Source organism: Neisseria sp. HMSC070F02, from assembly GCF_001814225.1.
Classification (GTDB): domain Bacteria; phylum Pseudomonadota; class Gammaproteobacteria; order Burkholderiales; family Neisseriaceae; genus Neisseria; species Neisseria meningitidis.
This window is the reverse complement of sequence record NZ_KV815490.1, coordinates 377-16,917: the sequence shown is the minus strand read 5'-3', so window position 1 is coordinate 16,917 and position 16,541 is coordinate 377. Positions and strand designations below refer to the sequence as shown.

At 48.3% G+C, this 16,541-nt stretch carries 14 protein-coding genes and 1 tRNA gene; all 15 read right to left on the bottom strand.

Annotation, left to right across the window (positions count from 1 at the left end; genetic code table 11):
• Nucleotides 1–120 precede the first annotated feature (120 nt).
• Nucleotides 121–2,226, bottom strand: a complete 2,106-nt coding sequence (gene fusA, locus HMPREF2959_RS09870) for an elongation factor G (RefSeq protein WP_002215392.1) — start codon at nucleotides 2,224–2,226, stop codon at nucleotides 121–123.
• 18 nt (nucleotides 2,227–2,244) lie between these two features.
• On the bottom strand, nucleotides 2,245–2,715 hold the full coding sequence (gene rpsG / locus HMPREF2959_RS09865) for a 30S ribosomal protein S7 (protein ID WP_002215391.1): 471 nt from the start codon (nucleotides 2,713–2,715) through the stop codon (nucleotides 2,245–2,247).
• Between the two features lie 117 nt (nucleotides 2,716–2,832).
• A complete protein-coding gene (gene rpsL, locus HMPREF2959_RS09860) occupies nucleotides 2,833–3,204 on the bottom strand; it encodes a 30S ribosomal protein S12 (protein ID WP_002218431.1) in 372 nt (123 codons plus the stop codon).
• Between the two features lie 178 nt (nucleotides 3,205–3,382).
• Nucleotides 3,383–3,532 carry a surface lipoprotein assembly modifier gene (locus HMPREF2959_RS13565; protein WP_002215381.1) on the bottom strand — a complete coding sequence of 50 codons (150 nt, stop codon included), beginning with the start codon at nucleotides 3,530–3,532 and terminating at the stop codon, nucleotides 3,383–3,385.
• A complete protein-coding gene (locus HMPREF2959_RS09850) occupies nucleotides 3,529–3,786 on the bottom strand; it encodes a hypothetical protein (protein WP_002228869.1) in 258 nt (85 codons plus the stop codon). Before HMPREF2959_RS09850 ends, HMPREF2959_RS13565 begins: the two co-directional genes overlap by 4 nt.
• A 291-nt stretch (nucleotides 3,787–4,077) precedes the next feature.
• On the bottom strand, nucleotides 4,078–8,253 hold the full coding sequence (gene rpoC / locus HMPREF2959_RS09845; RefSeq protein ID WP_002221842.1) for a DNA-directed RNA polymerase subunit beta': 4,176 nt from the start codon (nucleotides 8,251–8,253) through the stop codon (nucleotides 4,078–4,080).
• 156 nt (nucleotides 8,254–8,409) lie between these two features.
• Nucleotides 8,410–12,588, bottom strand: coding sequence for a DNA-directed RNA polymerase subunit beta (gene rpoB, locus HMPREF2959_RS09840; RefSeq protein ID WP_002243190.1), 4,179 nt, complete (start codon nucleotides 12,586–12,588; stop codon nucleotides 8,410–8,412).
• A 190-nt stretch (nucleotides 12,589–12,778) separates the two neighbouring features.
• The gene (rplL, locus tag HMPREF2959_RS09835) at nucleotides 12,779–13,150 is read right to left on the bottom strand and encodes a 50S ribosomal protein L7/L12 (protein ID WP_002215374.1); all 372 of its coding nucleotides are present in this window, start codon (nucleotides 13,148–13,150) and stop codon (nucleotides 12,779–12,781) included.
• Between the two features lie 57 nt (nucleotides 13,151–13,207).
• Entirely contained in the window at nucleotides 13,208–13,708 is a 501-nt protein-coding gene (gene rplJ / locus HMPREF2959_RS09830; RefSeq protein WP_002215373.1) for a 50S ribosomal protein L10, read from the bottom strand.
• 229 nt (nucleotides 13,709–13,937) lie between these two features.
• Nucleotides 13,938–14,633 carry a 50S ribosomal protein L1 gene (gene rplA, locus HMPREF2959_RS09820; protein ID WP_002218415.1) on the bottom strand — a complete coding sequence of 232 codons (696 nt, stop codon included), beginning with the start codon at nucleotides 14,631–14,633 and terminating at the stop codon, nucleotides 13,938–13,940.
• A complete protein-coding gene (gene rplK / locus HMPREF2959_RS09815; protein WP_002235365.1) occupies nucleotides 14,633–15,067 on the bottom strand; it encodes a 50S ribosomal protein L11 in 435 nt (144 codons plus the stop codon). Before rplK ends, rplA begins: the two co-directional genes overlap by 1 nt.
• Before the next feature lie 100 nt (nucleotides 15,068–15,167).
• Nucleotides 15,168–15,704 (bottom strand): transcription termination/antitermination protein NusG, encoded by a 537-nt coding sequence (gene nusG / locus HMPREF2959_RS09810; RefSeq protein WP_002215369.1) that lies wholly within the window; start codon nucleotides 15,702–15,704, stop codon nucleotides 15,168–15,170.
• A 1-nt stretch (nucleotide 15,705) separates the two neighbouring features.
• Complete coding sequence (gene secE / locus HMPREF2959_RS09805) at nucleotides 15,706–15,984, bottom strand: preprotein translocase subunit SecE (protein ID WP_002215367.1); 279 nt, start codon at nucleotides 15,982–15,984, stop codon at nucleotides 15,706–15,708.
• A gap of 116 nt (nucleotides 15,985–16,100) precedes the next feature.
• Nucleotides 16,101–16,176 (bottom strand) — tRNA-Trp (locus HMPREF2959_RS09800).
• Between the two features lie 6 nt (nucleotides 16,177–16,182).
• Nucleotides 16,183–16,541, bottom strand: a 359-nt coding sequence (locus tag HMPREF2959_RS09795) for an EF-Tu C-terminal domain-related protein (protein WP_083314156.1), incomplete at its 5' end; no start/stop codon positions are given.

The following is a 16,541-nucleotide window of genomic DNA, read 5'->3' as shown; positions in this document are numbered from 1 at the left end:
CGGTTTGCTACGTTCGAATTTTTCCTTAGCCATGAGCTAATTCCTTTACATTAAAGATCGATTAAAGAACAATGCCGTCTGAAAAATCATTTCAGCCTTTCGGACGGCCTATTTGCCTGATTAGCCTTTACGGGCTTCAGTTACAGCAGCAGCTATGTGGGCAGGAGCTTCAGAATATTTCTTGAACTCCATAGAGTAAGTAGCGCGGCCTTGGGTTGCAGAACGCAGGTCGGTCGAATAACCGAACATTTCTGCCAGAGGTACTTCGGCACGGACTTTTTTACCGCCGATACCGTCATCATCCATACCCAATACAACACCGCGACGGCGGTTCAAGTCGCCCATTACGTCGCCCATGTATTCTTCCGGGGTTTCCACTTCAACTGCCATAATCGGCTCAAGCAGGGCGGGAGATGCTTGACGCATACCTTCTTTAAACGCTTGAGAAGCAGCCAATTCAAATGCCAATTGGGAAGAGTCGACATCATGGTAAGAACCGAATACCAGACGGATACGTACGTCAACTACAGGATAGCCGGCAACGATACCGTTAGGCAACGTATCGCGGATACCTTTATCGACAGACGGAATGAATTCGCGAGGAATCACACCACCTTTAATTTCATCGATAAACTCGTAACCTTCACCACCCGGCTCCATAGGTTCCATTTCAATCACAACGTGACCGTATTGACCTTTACCACCGGATTGTTTTGCATGTTTGTATTCAGCTTTAACGGCTTTGCGGATAGTTTCACGGTAAGCCACTTGAGGTGCACCGATATTTGCTTCCACACCGAATTCGCGTTTCATACGGTCAACAATAATTTCCAAGTGCAGCTCACCCATACCGGAAATAATGGTTTGACCGGATTCTTCGTCTGTACGGACACGGAAAGAAGGGTCTTCTTTAGCCAAGCGGTTCAGGGCGATACCCATTTTCTCTTGGTCGGCTTTGGTTTTCGGCTCAACGGCAATATGGATTACCGGCTCGGGGAATTCCATACGTTCCAAGATAATCGGCGCGCTTTCCGCACACAGGGTTTCACCGGTAGTAACGTCTTTCAGACCAATAGCGGCTGCGATGTCGCCGGCGCGTACTTCTTCGATTTCAGTACGGTCTGCGGCAGTCATTTGTACCAAACGACCGATACGTTCGCGAGTGCCTTTTACGGAGTTCAATACGGTATCGCCGGATTTTACTACGCCTGAGTAAACGCGGATAAAGGTCAGCTGACCGACGTATTTGTCGTTCAACATTTTGAACGCCAATGCAGAGAATTTCTCTTCATCGCTGGCTTGACGGCTGTCGGCTTCCTCGGTATTCGGGTTGACACCTTGAACCGGAGGAATATCGGTAGGAGCTGGCAGCAATTCTACAACTGCGTCCAACATACGTTGAACACCTTTGTTTTTAAATGCAGAACCACACAGCATAGGCTGAATTTCGCCTGCCAAAGTACGTTGACGCAACGCGCCTACGATTTCTTCTTCGGTCAGCTCGTCGCCGCCTAAGTATTTGTCCATCAGTTCTTCGCTGGCTTCGGCTGCGGCTTCAATCATATTTTGACGCCATTCTTCGGCAGTTTCGACCAATTCGGCAGGAATATCGCCATAGGTAAAGGTTGTACCTTTATCGGCTTCATTCCAAATGATGGATTTCATTTTCAACAAATCAACCACACCGCTGAAGTTGTCTTCCGCACCAACCGGAATGACGATAGGTACAGGGTTTGCGCGCAAACGGGTTTTCATTTGCTCGACAACGCGGAAGAAGTTGGCACCCTGACGGTCCATTTTATTGACAAACGCCAAGCGCGGCACTTGGTATTTGTTGGCTTGCCGCCATACGGTTTCAGATTGGGGTTGAACACCGCCCACCGCGCAGTAAACCATTACCGCGCCGTCCAATACACGCATAGAACGCTCTACCTCTACGGTAAAGTCAACGTGTCCCGGGGTGTCGATGATGTTGAAGCGGTGCTCGGGGAATTGTTTCGCCATACCGGACCAGTAGGAAGTAACGGCAGCAGAGGTAATGGTAATACCACGCTCTTGCTCTTGTTCCATGTAGTCGGTAGTAGCCGCACCGTCATGCACTTCGCCCAGCTTGTGGGTCAAACCGGTATAGAACAAAATACGTTCTGTCGTCGTGGTTTTACCCGCATCGATATGGGCGGAAATACCGATGTTACGGTACAGGCTGATCGGGGTCTTACGAGCCATTTTATTAGCCTTTCAAAATTAGAAACGGAAGTGAGAGAATGCTTTGTTGGCTTCAGCCATACGGTGTACTTCTTCACGTTTTTTCAACGCACCGCCACGGCCTTCGGACGCATCAATCAATTCGCCTGCCAAACGCAGGTCCATGGATTTCTCACCACGTTTGCGGGCCGCATCGCGAACCCAGCGCATTGCCAAAGCCAAACGGCGTGAAGGACGAACTTCAACAGGAACTTGGTAGTTTGCACCACCTACACGGCGGCTTTTCACTTCCACGATAGGTTTGGCGTTTGCAATGGCTTCGTTAAATACTTCGATTGCTACTTTGCCGGTTTTTTTCTCAATCTGTTCCAACGCACCGTAAACGATACGCTCGGCAACGGATTTTTTACCGTCAATCATCAATACGTTCATGAATTTGGTCAACTCGACGCTGCCGAATTTAGGATCTGGCAGTACGTCGCGCTTGGGGACTTCTCTACGTCTTGGCATTTTAATTTCCTTTAATCTATTCAGTCGGGTCTATTCCCATGAATACCCAATTGAGTATTCACTTACTCGGCCGTTGTTCTGCTTAGGCGGCCGACGTGCCTATTTAAGTCCCAGTAATTATTTAGGACGCTTAGCACCATATTTGGAACGGGCTTGTTTACGGTCTTTAACACCTGCAGTATCCAAAGAACCGCGTACAGTGTGGTAACGCACACCTGGCAAGTCTTTTACACGACCGCCGCGAATCAATACGACACTGTGCTCTTGCAGGTTGTGGCCTTCGCCGCCGATGTATGAAATGACTTCAAAACCGTTGGTCAGGCGGACTTTACATACTTTACGCAATGCAGAGTTAGGTTTTTTAGGGGTAGTCGTGTATACACGGGTGCACACGCCGCGTTTTTGCGGGCAGGCTTCCAGTGCGGGCACTTTGTTTACGTACACGGGCTTTTGACGGCCTTTGCGTACCAATTGGTTGATAGTTGGCATATTTTCTCGTCCTGTTGAGTTAAATACTTGCCGACACCATGTCGGCAAGAGTGGAATTATATTTTTATTGCAAGTATACAGTCAAGCATAACGACAAGAAGAAAGATGATTTTCTTGTTTGCCGATAAATATTTACCGACACCCCTCACAATCAGTCGGACGACTGAAGAAAATACTGTCAATACGTTTTTTCTATACTGACAAACCGTTCCTTGCCGCTGCGCGAATAAAAGGCGGGCATATTGCTGTTGATCTTGTTGTAACGGAAATTTATTTGGGGTGTAAATCCTTTCCACGACAGTTTTTTATGCCATAAAGCCGCGCTCATCCGATGTTAATCGGCATTCCCATCCGGTTACCCCGAACATCGCCGCCTGCCGCGCTTTTAGGAACTTCAGACGGCATTGCATCGCGAACCGGCGGTACATCCTCGGCAAACGGCAGGAGGGCGAGGCTTTCCCCTTCAGACGGCATCGCAATCCGATTACCGACGTTAATCAGTTCGACAGGTACGCCGATATCCTCGGCAAACGTCGCCGAAGTCAGCAGGCAGCCTGCAAAAAAGAGATTTCTGGGTTTCATATTTATTTTTTAAAGGAAATGCCGTCTGAAGTTTCAGACGACATTTGTTTAAATGGAAAACATTAAGACGCTACTTTTTTTGACCGCCGAAACCAACATCCCTGGCAAAGTTATTTTGGTCTCCGGACGTACCGACGACACCCGCCACCTCGTTGGTCTCCGGCCCGAAAATACCTAAGGAATAATCCACACGCCTCAAAATGACGAAAACGCTTGTTTTTGCCTTAATCGGACAAAGAAAAACCGCAAGCTTAAAGCTTGCGGTTTTGTATTGAATAAACGCGCCGAAGATTATTCATCCGTTACTTGGGTCTCAGCAGTCTCCTGCTCTACCCCTTGCCATTGCTGATGACGGCTGCGGTGATAAGTCAAACCGGTACCGGCAGGAATCAGGCGGCCGACGATGACGTTCTCTTTTAAACCGCGCAGTTCGTCTTGTTTGCCCATAATCGCGGCTTCGGTCAGAACACGGGTCGTTTCTTGGAACGATGCAGCAGAAATGAAGCTGTCGGTAGACAGGGAGGCTTTGGTAATACCCAGCAATACGTTTTCGTAACGTGCCGGTTCTTTGCCTTCTTCCAAAGCTTTTTCATTGGCAGCCATCACATCGCCGCGTTCGACCTGCTCGCCGGTAATGAAGCCGGTTTCGCCGGCATCCGCAATGTTCACACGGCGCAACATTTGACGGATGATGACTTCGATGTGTTTGTCGGAAATCTTCACACCTTGCAGACGGTAAACCTCTTGCACCTCTTGGACAATGTAGCGTGCCAGTGCTTCGATACCTTGCAGACGCAGAATATCGTGCGGATCGACCGCGCCGTCCACAATGGTTTCGCCGCGGTTTACCACTTGACCGTCGTGTACCAAAATCTGTTTCTCTTTGGAAATCAAAGTCTCGTATGCTACGCCGTCCACGTCGGTAATAATCAGACGTTGCTTGCCTTTGGTCTCTTTGCCGAAGGAAACGGTACCGGTAATTTCCGCCAACATACCGGCATCTTTCGGCACGCGTGCTTCAAACAATTCGGCAACGCGCGGCAGACCACCGGTAATGTCGCGGGTTTTGGAAGAGGCTTGCGGGATACGCGCCAATACGTCGCCTTTACCGATTTCCTGACCTTCGCGTACGGTAATCACCGCACCAACGGGGAATGCCATGGATACCGGAGTAGAAGTACCGGGAATACAGATTTCCACGCCGTTTTCGTCCAAGAGTTTCACAGTCGGACGCAGCAGTTTGGAAGCACTAGAGGAACGACGTTTACCGTCGATCACTACCAAAGTGGACAAACCGGTTACATCATCGGTTTGTTTGGCAACGGTAACGCCCTCTTCCACGTTTTCGAATTTCACCATACCTGCGTGTTCGGTAATCATCGGACGGGTATGCGGATCCCAGGTTGCCAAGGTTTGACCGGCTTTAATGGCCATACCGTCTTGTACCAGCAGGATGGCACCGTAAGGTACTTTGTGGCGTTCGCGTTCACGGCCGATGTCATCGTGAATCACGACTTCACAAGAACGGCCGATGACAACCAACTCGCCTTTATTGTTGGCAACATAACGCATTTGGCTGCTGAATCGTGCCGTACCGTTGGATTTGGCTTCCACTTGGCTGGCTGCTGCCGCACGGGATGCCGCACCACCGATGTGGAACGTACGCATAGTCAGCTGGGTACCCGGTTCGCCGATTGATTGGGCGGCAATCACGCCGACTGCCTCTCCGGCATTGACCAGTTTGCCGCGCGCCAAGTCGCGGCCGTAACAGTGCGCGCACAAACCGTGGCGGGTTTTACAAGTAATCGGCGTACGGACTTTGACTTCATCGACACCGGATTGGTCAATCATATCCACCAGTTTTTCAGTCAACAACGTGCCTGCTTCAACCAAGGTCTCGCCGCTTGACGGATCGACAACGTCAGACGCAGTAACACGGCCCAAAATACGATCGCGCAATGCTTCAATCACATCACCGCCTTGTACCACTGCCTTCATGACAAAGCCGTCTGAAGTACCGCAATCGTCTTCAACAACGACCAAATCTTGAGTTACGTCTACCAGACGACGGGTCAGGTAACCGGAGTTCGCGGTTTTCAATGCGGTATCCGCCAAACCCTTACGCGCACCGTGGGTCGCAATAAAGTATTGCAATACGGTCAGGCCTTCGCGGAAGTTTGAGGTAATCGGCGTTTCAATAATCGAGCCGTCAGGTTTAGCCATCAACCCGCGCATACCGGACAACTGTTTAATCTGAGCCGCAGAACCACGGGCACCGGAGTCCGCCATCATATAAATGGAGTTGAATGACTCTTGATCGACTTCGTTGCCGGCACGGTCGATAACTTTTTGTTTGGACAAGTTATCCATCATCGCTTTAGCGATTTTATCGCCGGCACGACCCCAAATATCCACTACTTTGTTGTAACGTTCGCCATTGGTAACCAAACCTTGACGGTATTGGTCTTCGATTTCTTTAACCTCGGCATTGGCTTCAGCCAGCAAGGCCGCTTTTTCTTTCGGGATTTCCATATCGTCAACGGCAATGGAAATACCGCCTTTTGCCGCAAATCCGAAACCGGTGTACATCAGGTGGTCAGCAAAGATAACCGTATCGCGCAAGCCGCACAGGCGGAACGATGCGTTAATCAGTTTAGAAATTTCTTTTTTCTTCAATGCCTTGTTGACATATTCAAACGGCAGGCCTTTCGGCAGGATTTCGCTCAACAATGCACGGCCGACGGTTGTTTCGTAACGGTTAACGACAGGTTCAAACTCACCTGCTTCGTTTTTCACCCATTCGCGCAGACGTACGGTAATTTTCGTACCCAGCTCGACCTGTTTGGTATGGTATGCACGATGCACTTCTTTCACATCGGCAAACAGGCTGCCTTCGCCTTTGGCATTGATACGGTCGCGGGTCATGTAGTACAAACCCAATACGATGTCTTGGGAAGGTACGATAATCGGTTCGCCGTTGGCTGGAGACAATACGTTGTTTGAAGCCAGCATCAGGGTGCGCGCTTCCATTTGTGCTTCCAAGCTCAATGGAACGTGTACAGCCATTTGGTCACCGTCAAAGTCGGCGTTAAATGCGGCACACACCAATGGGTGTAACTGAATCGCTTTACCTTCAATCAGGATAGGTTCGAACGCTTGAATACCCAAACGGTGCAGGGTTGGCGCACGGTTCAGCATAATCGGATGTTCGCGGATCACTTCTTCCAAGATATCCCATACTTCAGGTACTTCTTGTTCTACCAGTTTTTTCGCAGCTTTAACGGTAGAAGCCAAACCTTGTTTTTCCAATTTGTGGAAAATGAATGGTTTGAACAACTCCAAAGCCATTTTTTTCGGCAGACCGCATTGGTGCAGACGCAGGTATGGGCCTACGGTAATCACGGAACGGCCGGAGTAGTCCACACGTTTACCCAGCAGGTTTTGACGGAAGCGTCCGCCTTTACCTTTAATCATGTCAGCCAATGATTTCAGCGGGCGTTTGTTGGCGCCGGTCATGGCTTTACCGCGACGGCCGTTATCCAACAGCGAGTCAACTGCTTCTTGCAACATACGTTTTTCGTTGCGGACGATAATGTCGGGCGCGTGCAGTTCCAGCAGGCGTTTCAGACGGTTGTTACGGTTGATGACGCGACGGTACAAATCGTTCAAATCGGAAGTGGCAAAACGACCGCCATCCAATGGAACCAACGGACGCAAATCAGGCGGCAATACCGGCAGCACGTCCATAATCATCCATTCCAGCTTCATACCGGAACGGTGGAAGGCTTCCAATACTTTCAAACGTTTGGCGATTTTTTTGATTTTGGTGTCGGATCCGGTCGATTCCAACTCTTGGCGCAGGATTTCGATTTCGCCCGCTACATTCAGGGTACGCAGCAATTCGCGGATACCTTCCGCACCCATTTTGGCATCGAAATCGTCGCCGTATTCGTCCAGCTTGTTGTAGTAATCGTCTTCAGTCAGCAATTGGCGGCGTTGCAGCGGAGTCATACCGGGATCGGTTACCACAAATGCTTCAAAGTACAATACGCGCTCGATATCGCGCAAAGTCATGTCCAGTACCATACCCAAGCGGGAAGGCAGGGATTTTAAGAACCAAATATGTGCGACGGGCGCAGCCAATTCGATATGGCCCATGCGTTCGCGGCGCACTTTGGACAGGGTTACTTCCACGCCGCATTTTTCACACGTTACGCCTTTAAATTTCAAGCGTTTGTATTTTCCGCACAAGCATTCGTAGTCTTTGACCGGGCCAAAGATTTTGGCACAGAACAAACCGTCACGCTCAGGTTTGAACGTACGGTAGTTGATGGTTTCAGGTTTTTTGACTTCGCCATAAGACCATGAGCGGATGGTTTCGGGAGAGGCAATACCGATTTTAATGGCATCAAACTCTTCTTCCATGCCGGCAGTTTGCAACGGATTAAATAAGTTCAACAAATTCATTTTTGCTCCTTGAAGGAAGTATTTTTACCGCATGGCGGATTTTCGATATGGGGAAACGGTACTTTTGATTTCAGACGGCCTAAATGCCGATTGCTTCATTCTTATTCTGAAACCACTTTTTCAGACGACCCTGAAAGGCCGTCTGAAAACTTTTGTTTAGTAACGTTCCAAATCGATATCCAAGCCCAGTGAGCGAATCTCTTTGACCAATACGTTGAAGGACTCGGGCATACCGGCATCGATTTTGTGTTCGCCTTTGACGATGTTTTCGTACATTTTGGTACGGCCGTTCACGTCGTCAGACTTCACAGTCAGCATCTCTTGCAGCGTGTATGCCGCGCCGTATGCTTCCAATGCCCAAACCTCCATCTCGCCGAAACGTTGGCCGCCGAACTGGGCTTTACCGCCCAAAGGCTGCTGGGTAACCAGACTGTACGGACCGGTAGAACGCGCGTGCATTTTTTCGTCAACCAAGTGGTGCAGTTTCAGATAGTGCATCACACCTACTGTAACCTTGCGGTCAAATGCTTCGCCTGAACGGCCGTCATACAGCGTGATTTGGGTTTTACTGTCGTTGAAGCCCAGTTTTTCAACCTCAGGATCGTCGCTCGGATAAGCCAAGTTCAACATTTCGCGGATTTCAGACTCTTTCGCACCGTCGAATACAGGAGAGGCGAAAGATGCACCTTTACGCAGGTTGGAGGCCAGTTCGATGATTTCTTCATCAGTCAGGGCATCCAAATCTTCTTTCTTGCCGCTACCGTTGTAGAGCTTGTTCAAGAATTCACGCAGCTCGCTGGCTTTGCGTTGCTCTTTCAGCATACGGTCGATACGCTCGCCGATACCTTTTGCTGCCCAACCCAAGTGAACTTCCAAAATCTGACCGATGTTCATACGGGAAGGTACGCCCAATGGGTTCAGTACGATGTCTACCGGACGGCCGTCCGCCATGTAAGGCATGTCTTCCACTGGCAGAATGCGCGATACCACGCCTTTGTTACCGTGGCGGCCCGCCATTTTGTCGCCGGCTTGCAGACGGCGTTTGATGGCGATAAAAACTTTCACCATTTTTTGTACGCCGGGTTGCAATTCGTCGCCTTGGGTCAGTTTTTTCTTCTTGATTTCGTATAACTCGTCCGCTTCTTCGCGTTTTTGTTGCAGGCTCAATTTAATCAGTTCCAACTGTTTGGCCAAATCTTCATCAGCCAGACGGATATCGAACCAATCGTGCCTGCTCGGCAGACCCGCCAGATATTCGGTCGTGATTTCGCTGCCTTTGGCCAGCTTCATCGGACCGCCGTTGGCTTTCTGACCGACAATCATACGCTCGATACGGTCGAATGCGTCGTTGTCGAAAATACGCAATTGGTCGTTCAAATCCAAACGGTAGCGTTTCAACTCGGAATCGATAATGGATTGGGCGCGTTTGTCGCGTTGGATGCCTTCGCGGGTAAAAACTTGAACGTCGATAACCGTACCGCTCATACCGGTAGGCATACGCAATGAAGTATCTTTTACGTCAGATGCTTTTTCACCGAAGATGGCGCGCAGCAGTTTTTCTTCCGGCGTCAGCTGGGTTTCGCCTTTAGGCGTTACTTTGCCTACCAACACATCGCCGGCTTCTACTTCCGCACCGATATAAACGATACCGGATTCGTCCAAACGGTTTTGCATACGCTCGGACAAGTTCGGAATATCGCGGGTAATGTCTTCCGCACCCAGCTTGGTATCGCGGGCAACGACATTCAATTCCTCAATGTGAATCGAAGTATAGCGGTCGTCCGCAGCCACTTTTTCGGAAATCAGAATCGAGTCTTCGTAGTTGTAACCGTTCCACGGCATGAAGGCGATGGTCATATTTTGACCCAAAGCCAATTCGCCCAAATCGGTGGACGCGCCGTCGGCCACCAAATCGCCGCGCTGCAAAACATCGCCGGCTTTGACGGCAGGACGCTGATTGATATTGGTAGACTGGTTGGAACGGGTAAATTTAACCAAGTTGTAAATATCGACACCCACTTCGCCGGCAGTCGCTTCGTCGTCATGGACACGAATCACAACACGGTTGGCATCGACATACTCGACCACGCCGCCTCGGCGGGCAACGATTGCAGTAGCAGAGTCAACGGCAACGGAACGCTCGATACCGGTACCGACCATCGGTTTTTCAGGACGCAAGCAAGGCACTGCCTGACGTTGCATGTTGGCACCCATCAATGCGCGGTTCGCGTCATCATGTTCCAAGAACGGAATCAGGGATGCTGCAACGGATACCACTTGACCAGTTGCCACGTCCATATATTGGACGCGGTCGGGCGTTGCCATAATGGTTTCGCCTTTTTCACGACAGGTAACCAAATCGCCAATCAGATTGCCATCTGAATCCAAATCGGCATTCGCCTGTGCAATCACATAGCGGCCTTCTTCGATGGCAGACAAGTAATCGATTTCCTCGGTTACTTTGCCGTCGATAACGCGGCGGTAAGGCGTTTCCAAGAAACCGTAATCATTGGTGCGCGCATAAACGGACAATGAGTTGATCAAACCGATGTTCGGACCTTCAGGCGTTTCAATCGGACATACGCGACCGTAGTGGGTCGGATGCACGTCCCGCACCTCAAATCCTGCACGTTCGCGGGTCAAACCGCCCGGACCCAATGCGGATACGCGGCGTTTATGGGTTACTTCAGACAAGGGATTGGTCTGATCCATAAACTGACTCAATTGGCTGGAGCCGAAGAATTCTTTAATAGCGGCAGAAACAGGTTTTGCATTAATCAAATCGTGCGGCATCAAGTTTTCTGATTCCGCCTGATTCAAACGTTCTTTTACGGCACGTTCCACACGGGCCAAACCGCTACGGAATTGGTTTTCAGTCAGCTCGCCTACCGAACGTACTCGGCGGTTGCCCAAGTGATCGATATCGTCCACTTCGCCATGGCCGTTACGCAACTCGACCAAAGTCGCAATCGAGGCGACAATATCTTCGACGCTCAGGACATAACCGCCTTTGTCGGCAGCACCGGCAAACGTTTCGTTCAGCAGGCGGCCGTACCAAGAGTTTTGTTGGGCTTCGGACAGTTTTTGTTCGTATGTGCGCGTATTAAATTTCATACGGCCTACGCGGGACAGATCGTAGCTGTCTTCACTGAAGAACAAGCGGTTAAACAATTGCTCGACCGCCTCTTCGGTGGGCGGTTCGCCCGGACGCATCATACGGTAAATCGCAACACGAGCCGCCTGCCGGCCGGCAGTCTCATCCGTACGCAAGGTATTGGAGATATAAGCACCCTGATCCAGCTCATTGATATAAAGGGTCGTAATTTCTTTTACGCCGTTGATATCAAATTTGGCCAACAACTCTTCTGTAATTTCATCATTGGCAGAAGCCAATACCTCGCCGGTTTCCGAATCAATCAGATCGGCAGCCAATGCTTTGCCCAGCAGGCTTTCCGGTTCTACATCCAAACGGGTCAGGCCTGCATTGGTAATATCACGGATATTTTTCGCAGTAATGCGCTTACCTTTGGCAACCAATACATTGCCTTCTTTATCCAAGATATCGACCTTGGCAGTTTCGCCTTTCAGACGGTCTGCGACCAAATCGGTTTGAACACCGTTTGAAGACAAATAGAACGTTTCTTTGTCGTAGAAAATATCCAAGATTTGCTCATTGTTGTAGCCTAAAGCCTTCAACAAAATCGTTACCGGCATTTTACGGCGGCGGTCGATACGGAAATACAGCAAATCTTTCGGATCAAATTCAAAATCCAACCATGAACCACGGTAGGGAATGATGCGGGCGGAGAATAACAATTTGCCGGAAGAGTGCGTCTTACCTTTGTCATGCTCGAAGAATACGCCGGGCGAACGGTGCAACTGGGAGACAATCACACGCTCTGTGCCGTTAATCACAAAAGAACCGCTCGGGGTCATCAACGGAATTTCGCCCATATACACTTCGTTTTCACGAACTTCTTTTACCGTCGGTTTAGATGCTTCCTTATCCAAAATCACCAAACGGATACGCGCGCGCAAGGGGGCTGCATAAGTGATTCCGCGCAACTGACATTCGGGAATATCGAACAAAGGCTCGCCCAATGTGTAATGCACAAACTCCAATCGCGCATAACCGTTATGGCTCACAATCGGGAAAATAGAATTAAATGCCGCCTGCAGACCGTCATCGGTACGTTTGTCAAAAGCATTTTCCAGCTGCAAAAACTTCGCATAAGAATCAATTTGGGTTGCCAGCAAGAAAGGAACTTCCAAAACATTTTCCCGCTTTGCAAAACTCTTACGGATACGTTTTTTCTCGGTAAACGAATAGCTCATATACACTCCGAAAAGTAATTTTCAATAATAGGCCGTCTGAAAGCAACGGCACGCATCAATCTGATGTTTACATTTATTTGCAATGATTTGATAAAAACTATGCAAATAAATGTAAACAATACTTAATGCTTATTTTAAGAAGCAAAATAAGGCTGGCAGAAAACTGCCAGCCTTCATAAGAAGCATCAAATTATTTGATTTCGACTTTAGCGCCGGCTTCTTCCAGTTGTTTTTGGATGTCTTCGGCTTCAGCTTTAGAAACACCCTCTTTAATGGTTTTAGGTGCACCGTCAACGATGTCTTTAGCTTCTTTCAGACCCAAACCGGTAATTGCACGGACAACTTTAATCACGCCGACTTTTTGATCACCGGCAGAAGCCAAAACGACATCAAATTCGGTTTTTTCTTCAGCATCGGCAGCACCGGCACCAGCAGGACCTGCAACTGCAACAGCAGCAGCAGAAACACCGAATTTTTCTTCAAAAGCTTTAACCAAGTCGTTCAATTCCATTACGGTCAAAGAACCAACTGCTTCCAAAATGTCTTCTTTAGTAATAGCCATGCTATTTTACTCCAAATATTGTATTAAAAAATAATTGATTAACAGAAACAAAATCGATTAAGCGGCTTCTTCGCCGGCTTTTTTCTCTGCCAAAGCAGCCAAACCGCGCGCAAAGCCCGATACAGGAGCTTGCATAACGAACAACAGTTTGGACAACAGCTCTTCGCGGCTCGGAATAGAAGCCAACTCAGCAACCTGAGCAGCATTCATTACTTCGCCATTGTAAGAACCGGCTTTAACGACAATTTTGTCATCTTTTTTCGCGAATTGGTGCAACACTTTAGCAGCAGCAACAGCATCTTCAGAAGCAGCGTAAACCAACGGACCAACCATTTGATCGGCCAATTCTGCAAATGAAGTACCTTGCACTGCACGACGAGCCAAAGTATTTTTCAGAACGCGCAAATAAACGCCTTCTTTACGTGCATTCGCACGAAGCTCAGTCATACTGGAAACACTGATACCGCGATATTCAGCGACTACGAGGGTTTGAGCATTAGCAATTGCCGCGCTAATTTCCTCGACCGCCACTTTCTTGGTTTCAATATTGAGACTCAAGGTCTACCTCCCACTGTTTATAAACAGGATACCAAAACGATATCCCACCAGCGCGGTAACCTAAAAAGACATCTTACAAGCAATCTTGCAATGTGTTTCAGGACTACCGTCTGCGTAGGGCAGTTACGATTAAATCTTACGATCCCTACGGTCTTGGACATCTACTTAATTTTAAGTAGCCCAAATTCAAGCAGCCCAGAAAACCAAACTGCTTGAAAATTCCTTAAGATTAGTTATTTACGCTTGATGTATCAACGCGAATACCCAAACCCATGGTGCTAGACACAGCAACTTTTTTCAGATACTGACCTTTAGCGGCAGCAGGCTTGGCTTTAACGATAGCATCCAGCAACGCATCAAAGTTCTCTTTCAAATCAGCTTCAGCGAATGAAGCACGACCAATCGTTGCATGAACAATACCTGCCTTGTCGGTACGGTACTGCACTTGACCTGCTTTTGCATTTTTTACTGCTTCGGCAACATTAGGGGTAACCGTACCTACTTTAGGGTTTGGCATCAGACCACGAGGACCCAAGATGGTACCCAATTGACCAACAATACGCATTGCATCGGGAGAAGCAATAACAACGTCAAAGTTCAGATTGCCTGCTTTGATTTCAGCAGCCAAATCTTCGAAACCGACGATATCTGCACCAGCTTCTTTAGCAGCTTCTGCATTTGCACCTTGAGTAAATACAGCCACACGGGTTATCTTACCGGTGCCTTTAGGCAGAACGACCGAACCACGGATAACTTGGTCAGATTTACGCGGATCAACGCCCAAGTTGAAAGATACGTCAACAGACTCGTCAAATTTAGCAGTCGCTGCTTTTTTTACCAAAGCAATTGCTTCATCAATTGCATATAATTTATTGGCTTCCACAGAAGAGCGAAGAGCTTTCAAGCGTTTAGATACTTTAGCCATTATACAACACCCTCCACATCCAAGCCCATTGAGCGAGCAGAACCTGCTATAGTACGGACAGCCGCATCCAAGTCAGCAGCAGTCAAATCAGGATCTTTAGTTTTAGCAATTTCTTCCAACTGGGCACGGGTCAATTTACCCACTTTGTTGGTCAGAGGATTAGAACTACCTTTTTGCAAACCGGCAGCCTTTTTCAACAAGATAGAAGCTGGCGGGGTTTTCATCAAAAATGTGAATGATTTATCTGCAAATGCAGTAATCACAACCGGAATCGGTAAGCCAGGCTCCATACCTTGGGTTGCAGCATTAAATGCCTTACAAAATTCCATAATATTCAAACCGCGCTGACCCAAAGCAGGACCAACCGGAGGAGATGGATTGGCTTTACCTGCAGGAATTTGCAGTTTAATATAGCCGATAATTTTCTTTGCCACTTAACGAACTCCTAAAAACGGGTAAGACGCGGAACCATTTCCGCTCCCCAAGTTAATTTTTGATTCTATCCTCTTATTGCTTTTTTTTCAAGTATAAAAATCAGTTAATCTTTTCAACCTGGCTGAACTCCAGCTCAACGGGTGTTTCTCTACCAAATATCTGAACAGACACGCGTAACTTATTCCGTTCATAATTGACCTCCTCAACCACCCCGTTAAAATCCGCAAACGGCCCTTCATTTACACGAACCTGTTGACCGACCTCAAATTCAACTTTTGGTTTCGGCTTCTCTATGCCGGTCTGAACCTGCTGTAAAATAATTTCAGCCTCTCTCTGACTAATCGGCGTAGGTCTATTAGCCCTCCCTCCAATAAAACCGGAAACACGGGGGGTGCTTTTTACAAGATGCCAAGAGTCATCTGTCATTTCCATCTCAACTAGCACATAACCAGGATATGACTTTCTTTCACTAATAGTCTTACGACCATTGCGGATATCAACAACTTTCTCTACAGGCACCAGAATTTGTCCGAAATAATCTCCCATCTCCTCACGGGCAATGCGCTCTTCCAATATTCGTTGGACATTCTTCTCAAACCCCGAATACGCCTGTACAACATACCATTTTTTCGACATCTCAACCTTCCCTTCTCAGCAATACATCAAAAAATAACCACGAAATTGCTGTATCTGCCGCATAGATAAATATAGAAAGCACAGCAACAAACACTATAACAAATACAGTCATTCTGACAGCATCTTCACGCTTAGGCCAAACCACCTTTTTGAATTCGGACCAAGAATTTGAGAAATATGCAAAAAACCCTTCCTTACCGGAATTAGATGCAGATTCTTTATCTTGAACAACCAGTTGATCCACTTTAACGTTCTTTTTTTCAGGCGTATGTTCTGTCATATTATTTATCCATCATAGCATCTGTCTATTCTCAATCCATGTAAATGGCAAGAGAGTTTACTAAATAACAAATACAAAAAAAAATTAACCGGCACAAGGCCGGTTAATTTTTTATTTGGCAGGCCAAGAGGGTCTCGAACCCCCAACCCTCGGTTTTGGAGACCGATACTCTACCAATTGAGCTATTGGCCTCTAAACTTAAGCGATAACAGAAGAAACCACGCCGGCACCCACGGTACGACCGCCTTCGCGAATCGCAAAGCGCAGGCCTTCTTCCATAGCGATAGGCGCAATCAGTTCTACGGTGATGGTTACGTTCTCGCCCGGCATTACCATTTCCACACCTTCTTCCAAAGTAACCGCGCCGGTTACGTCGGTGGTACGGAAGTAGAATTGGGGACGGTAGTTGGCGAAGAACGGGGTATGGCGGCCGCCCTCTTCTTTGCTCAGTACGTATACTTCTGCTTTGAACTTGGTGTGAGGAGTGATTGTACCCGGTTTAGCCAATACTTGACCACGCTCTACGTCTTCACGTTTGGTACCGCGCAGCAATACGC

Bases quoted from the DNA above. Each gene is read 5' to 3' on its own strand.
- fusA (WP_002215392.1), bottom strand. From the start codon at position 2,226: ATGGCTCGTAAGACCCCGATCAGCCTGTACCGTAACATCGGTATTTCC.
- rpsG (WP_002215391.1), bottom strand. From the start codon at position 2,715: ATGCCAAGACGTAGAGAAGTCCCCAAGCGCGACGTACTGCCAGATCCT.
- rpsL (WP_002218431.1), bottom strand. From the start codon at position 3,204: ATGCCAACTATCAACCAATTGGTACGCAAAGGCCGTCAAAAGCCCGTG.
- HMPREF2959_RS13565 (WP_002215381.1), bottom strand. From the start codon at position 3,532: ATGAGCGCGGCTTTATGGCATAAAAAACTGTCGTGGAAAGGATTTACA.
- HMPREF2959_RS09850 (WP_002228869.1), bottom strand. From the start codon at position 3,786: ATGAAACCCAGAAATCTCTTTTTTGCAGGCTGCCTGCTGACTTCGGCG.
- rpoC (WP_002221842.1), bottom strand. From the start codon at position 8,253: ATGAATTTGTTGAACTTATTTAATCCGTTGCAAACTGCCGGCATGGAA.
- rpoB (WP_002243190.1), bottom strand. From the start codon at position 12,588: ATGAGCTATTCGTTTACCGAGAAAAAACGTATCCGTAAGAGTTTTGCA.
- rplL (WP_002215374.1), bottom strand. From the start codon at position 13,150: ATGGCTATTACTAAAGAAGACATTTTGGAAGCAGTTGGTTCTTTGACC.
- rplA (WP_002218415.1), bottom strand. From the start codon at position 14,633: ATGGCTAAAGTATCTAAACGCTTGAAAGCTCTTCGCTCTTCTGTGGAA.
- nusG (WP_002215369.1), bottom strand. From the start codon at position 15,704: ATGTCGAAAAAATGGTATGTTGTACAGGCGTATTCGGGGTTTGAGAAG.
- secE (WP_002215367.1), bottom strand. From the start codon at position 15,984: ATGACAGAACATACGCCTGAAAAAAAGAACGTTAAAGTGGATCAACTG.